The following is a 4966-nucleotide window of genomic DNA, read 5'->3' as shown; positions in this document are numbered from 1 at the left end:
TATTCCGCCGCCAGACCCGGGTCTGACCCGACCGTAGCCCAGCGGTTCGCGGGTCGTTTCAGCCCGAGATTTTCGCGCAGGGTCCGCCCCTCATATTCGCGGCGGAAGATACCGCGCCGTTGCAATTCGGGGATGACAAGCGTCACGAAATCCTCAAGCCCGCCCGGCAGCCAGGGGGGCAGGATGTTGAACCCGTCCGCGCCCTTGCCGATAAGCCATTCCTCCATCAGATCGGCGATCTCGACCGGCGTGCCGATCAGCGTCAGATGGCCGCGCGCGGTGGCAACCCAGGCGTAAAGCTCGCGGATCGAGAAACCGGTCTCATCCGCGATACGGCGCAAAAGCTGCTGACGGCTCTTCATCCCCTCGGTCACAGGCGCCTCGGGCAGCGGCCCGTCCAGCGGATAGCCCGCCAGATCCAGCGTGCCGCCGGTCAGCGCGTTCAGAAGCCCGATGCCCTCTTCCGGCAGGATCAGCGCGTTCAACGCGTCATATTTCGCCTGGGCCTCGGCCTTTGTCGCCCCGATAAAAGGGGCGAGGCCCGGCATGATCAGGATCTCCTCCGACGACCGGCCAAATGCCGCCGCCCGCCCCTTCACATCGGCATAAAATGCCTGATCCGAAGCCAGATCCTGCTGGGTGGTAAAGATCACCTCGGCGGAGGCGGCGGCAAAATCGCGGCCCGTCTCGGATTGACCAGCCTGGACGATCACCGGATGCCCCTGCGGCGGGCGCGGCGCATTCAGCGGGCCTTCAACGCGGAAATATTTGCCCTCATGCCGGATCGGCCGCACCTTTGCCGGGTCGAAATAGACCCCCGTGGTCCGGTCCCGCAGGAAGGCATCATCATCCCAGCTGTCCCAAAGCTGTCTGACCACATCGAGATGCTCGGCCGCCCGGGCATAGCGCGCGTCATGGCCATATTGTGCCGCAAGACCGAAGTTCCGCGCCGGCCCGTCCCCATGCGAGGTCACCACATTCCAGGCCGCGCGCCCGCCCGAAATCATATCCAGTGAAGCGAAACGACGCGCGACATGATAGGGCTCCTCGTAGCTGGTCGAGGCGGTGGCGATGAACCCGATATGTTTCGTGGTGACCGAAAGCGCCGCAAACAGGGTCAGCGGTTCGAAACCGGCGGCCTTTGCACTGCCACCCTCTCGCCCGCCAATTTCGGCGGAAAGCGTATCCGCAAGGAAATAGGCATCGAACAGCCCGCGTTCGGCCAGGGCCGCGAGCTCCTGGTGAAAGGCGAGGCTGACCGCGCCGTCCAGCGGCTGATCCGGATGGCGCCAGGCCGCGACATGCTGACCACCGCCGGGCAAAAACGCACCAAGGCGCAGCTTGCGGCTCATGCGTCCCCCTCCGGTTTGTGGTCGGCGGCGATGGAAAGGGCGCGCTGCGCCTTCAGCTCTGCCACCAGCGGCTCCAGCTTCTCCAATGCGCGATCGACCGCGACGGCGCCAAGCGCCAGCCGCAGCGGTGCATCATCGCGCGCGAGCTGCGCCAGCACCAGTTGCACCGCGCGTTCGGGATCTCCGTCTTCCTGGCCCGCTCTGGCCCGGATCGAAGCCGGACGCTGATGCGCGACGCGCCCGCGATAGGCGTCGATCTGCGGTGCCGCAAGGATCGAACGCCCGGCGAAATCGGTGCGGAACGGCCCCGGTTCGACCAGAAGCACCCGGATCCCGAACTCGGCCACCTCTTCCGACAGCGCCTCTGACAGCGCTTCGACCGCGAATTTCGTCGCCGCATAATAACCGACGCCAGGCTTCGCCGCGAGACCGGCGACCGAGCTGATATTGACGACATGACCATAGCCACGCGCCCGCTGCCCCGGCAGAACCAGCCGCGTCAGCGCCGCAAGGGCAAAGACATTCACCTCGAAAAGCTGGCGGATTTCGGCGTCCTGGCCTTCCTCCTGGGCCGCGAGATAGCCAAATCCCGCATTGTTCACGAGGATATCAATCGCCCCGAACCGTGCCTCGGCGGCGCTGATCGCCGCCTCGCGCGCGCGGTCATCCGTCACATCCAGCGCAAGCGGCAGCACGCGATTGCCAAACCGCGCGACCAGCGGGTCCAGCGCGCGGATGTCGCGCGCGGTCGCGACCACACGATGCCCGGCCTCCAGCGCCTGGCGGGCAAAGATCGCCCCGAAGCCGGTGGAGGCACCGGTGATGAACCAGACAGAGTTATCCCTTAATGTCATGATCTTGCTCCCTTATGCCACTGCCGGTTTGGCATCCGGGTGTATCGCGGCGATCCATTGCGGCGGCGGCACCGTGCCGTTCACCGCCCAGTCGCCAATGATCCGGTCCTTGTAGATACGCGGGTTATGCGAGGCGAGAGTGCGGGCATTGCGCCAATGCCGGTCGAGCCCCAGACCGCTGCGTGTGGCCGAGGCCGACAGCGCGTCAAAAAGCGAGGTCGTCGCCGCCAGGATCAGATCGATCACCACCGATTGCGCCTGGGCCGATTCCAGTTCGGCCACGATATTGGCGGCCTCCTCTGCTGCCTCGTCGCCGGCAAACCGGGTGGCGAAGGCGCGCCCGACCGCCTCTGCCGCTTTGAGCGTGATGGCCTGGGCGGCATAGACCTGGGCGCGAAGCTTGCCCAGCACCGCCAGAACCTGCGCGTCATGGCGGGGCAGAGCCGCATTCGCGTGGCTGAAGGTGCGCCGCCGCAGCCCGAGCTCGGCCACGGTATCGCGCACCAGCGCCCGCCCGATGCCCACCAGCGTCGCGAGATGGTAAAGCTGGTAATAGGCGGTCGAATAGCGCAGCCGTTCGGCCCCTTGCCAGAGGTTCCCGGGCGCGACTTCGACATTCTCGTAAATGCTGGTGCCCGAGGCCGAAAGACGCTGGCCGAACCCGTCCCAGTCATCCAGAACGGTCACGCCCGGCGCCGTGCGGGGCACAAAGGCAAAGACCGTCTCGCCCTGATCGTCGCTGGCGGAAACGTCGATCCAGTCGGCGTAAAGCGTGCCGGTGGTGTAGAATTTCTTGCCGGTCAGCCGCAGCCCGTCAGCCGTCTGGCTGAGCCGGGTCGAAAAACGGTCGGTCTTTGCCTCGCCGATCTCGGTAAAGCCGACACCGACCAGATCGCCCGCCGCCAGCCGCGGGGCCCAGAGCGCGCGCCGCGCCGCGTCGCGCTGGTTCAGCACATCCTCGACAAAGCCGAAATGCACCCGGAGCGCCTGGGCGATGTTCGAATCCGCCTCGGCCAGTTCTATGATCAGGTTCAGGAATTCCGGAAAGCTGAGGCCCTTGCCACCTTCTGCAACCGGCAGCCGCGTTGCGGTAAAGCCGCTTTGCTTCAGCGCCGCGATCTGTTCCAGCGGCAGGCTGTGCTCGCGCTCGCGCCGGCCAAATGCATCGGTGATCGCGGCCAGGATCGGACGAAAACCAGACGCGACCTCCTCGTACCGGCTGCCAGGATCCGTCTGCGCGGCAGGGGGGGGCGCCCCAAAGCTGGTCAATCTGGCTCATTCACTTTCTCCTTCGTCTGGTCAGAGACGGCATCCCGTTCCGACCCTATAATTTCTGCAATTTCCACGGCTTGCCTTGCGATATCGGGTATGGCGGTGCTCTCCCACCACAGCCCGCGCAAAGGGGGGCCAAGGGCAAAGAGCCGAAGCGAGCACCGCCCATCCCGGTCGGTCACCCGCCCATCAGGCGCCGCGTCGATCCCCAGCGACAAGGGGCCGGGTCGCACCAGCCCGCGTTCGAGCAGGTTCTGAACCAGCGGGCGTTCGATCCGCCGCCAGTCATATTCCACCCCGGCAGAGAGGATCACCGCATCGAAGCGCGAAGCCGTCACCGCCTGGCCACCGCGCAGACGGTGGCGGATCGTCACGCCCCGGCCCTCCTTGATCCCCTGCACGGTCGAGGCGACCTGATGCAGCCGCCCCTCACGCGCGGCCGCACTGACATGGGCATATCCGATGGGCGGGGCGCGGTGATGGTGGACCTCCCACAGGCTGCGGACATGGCGCTGAAAGCGCCGTTTTTCACCTGGGTCAGAAGCCCGCCACCAGCGCCCGATATGGGCCCGCACCAGATCCAGCGGCGATTGCCAGTCGCCCCCCGAGGCCTGCGCCAGCCGGCATTCCCGGACCACCAGCGCGAAAAGGGCGCGGATGGTGATATGGTCAGGCAGGTCGGACAGGTAATCCGGCCATTCCGGCGCCAGCCGACGCGGCTCTGGCCGGCGGCCGTGGCGCGAAAACACCGTGATATGGCCGTGATGGCCCGCCTCTGCCAGCGAAGCCACCGCATCGACCATGCTCAGCCCCGAACCGATGATCGCAACTTCGGCCCCCGGCCGCAGCGCGCGCATCCGCGCGATGTCCCAGGGGGCAATCGCGCTACCCGCTGCCTGACCTGCATCGGGGCGCGAAAAATGCAGCCCGGTTGCCAGCACGGCATGGCTGCCTGCCATCTCGCGCCCATCCGCCAGCCTGGCATTGAACCCGCCCGCTTTCGGCGCAAGGTCGGTGACCTCAGCCGTGATGCAGGTCAGGCCACCATTCCGGGCTGCCGCCTCCAGGATCGAAGCGGCATAATGGCCGTAAAGCCAGCGCGGCACAAAGACATCCGCCGCCCGCGCCTGAGGCCCGCCCCCGGGGATCGGGCCACCGGCATAGCGCTCCTCCAGCCAGCGGCTGAAATGGTCCGGGTCAGCAGGGTCAGCGCTGAGCGCCGAGGCCGGGCCATTGGCCTGGTGGATATCTGCACCAGCGGTATAGGCGGTGCCCTGCCCCGGCCGGCCATTCTCGCCGATCAGGATCACCTCGGCGCCCTGGCGCAGCAGAGCCGCCGCCACGAGCGCCCCGGAAAGCCCGTCGCCGATCACGAGTACGGCCCTTGTCGCCTGGTTAGTCATGGCTGAAATCATCCTGCATTCCCCAAGTGGCGTGTCGTTTGAGGTGAAGATCGCCTGTATCCGAGCGCTAGACAAGGATTTTCTG

At 66.5% G+C, this 4966-nt stretch carries 4 protein-coding genes; all 4 read right to left on the bottom strand.

From position 1 onward, the window contains the following. A partial coding sequence (locus G5V65_RS21520) for an LLM class flavin-dependent oxidoreductase (RefSeq protein WP_165054596.1) occupies window positions 1-1352 on the bottom strand: 1352 nt, incomplete at its 3' end. Then, window positions 1349-2206 (bottom strand): oxidoreductase, encoded by an 858-nt coding sequence (locus G5V65_RS21515; protein ID WP_165054593.1) that lies wholly within the window; start codon window positions 2204-2206, stop codon window positions 1349-1351. The genes G5V65_RS21520 and G5V65_RS21515, both read right to left, overlap by 4 nt. A gap of 12 nt (window positions 2207-2218) precedes the next feature. Continuing rightward, the gene (locus tag G5V65_RS21510; RefSeq protein ID WP_165054591.1) at window positions 2219-3475 is read right to left on the bottom strand and encodes an acyl-CoA dehydrogenase family protein; all 1257 of its coding nucleotides are present in this window, start codon (window positions 3473-3475) and stop codon (window positions 2219-2221) included. Next, window positions 3472-4881, bottom strand: coding sequence for an FAD/NAD(P)-binding protein (locus G5V65_RS21505; protein WP_165054588.1), 1410 nt, complete (start codon window positions 4879-4881; stop codon window positions 3472-3474). Before G5V65_RS21505 ends, G5V65_RS21510 begins: the two co-directional genes overlap by 4 nt. Window positions 4882-4966: the final 85 nt, after the last annotated feature.

The organism is Paragemmobacter kunshanensis (assembly GCF_011059185.1).
GTDB classification, from domain to species: domain Bacteria; phylum Pseudomonadota; class Alphaproteobacteria; order Rhodobacterales; family Rhodobacteraceae; genus Paragemmobacter; species Paragemmobacter kunshanensis.
The sequence above is the reverse complement of the archived record's forward strand: the minus strand, read 5'-3'. Positions and strand labels throughout refer to the sequence as shown.

Excerpts from the sequence above, each read along its gene's own strand:
- G5V65_RS21515 (WP_165054593.1), bottom strand. The coding sequence starts at position 2,206 with ATGACATTAAGGGATAACTCTGTCTGGTTCATCACCGGTGCCTCCACC.
- G5V65_RS21505 (WP_165054588.1), bottom strand. The coding sequence starts at position 4,881 with ATGACTAACCAGGCGACAAGGGCCGTACTCGTGATCGGCGACGGGCTT.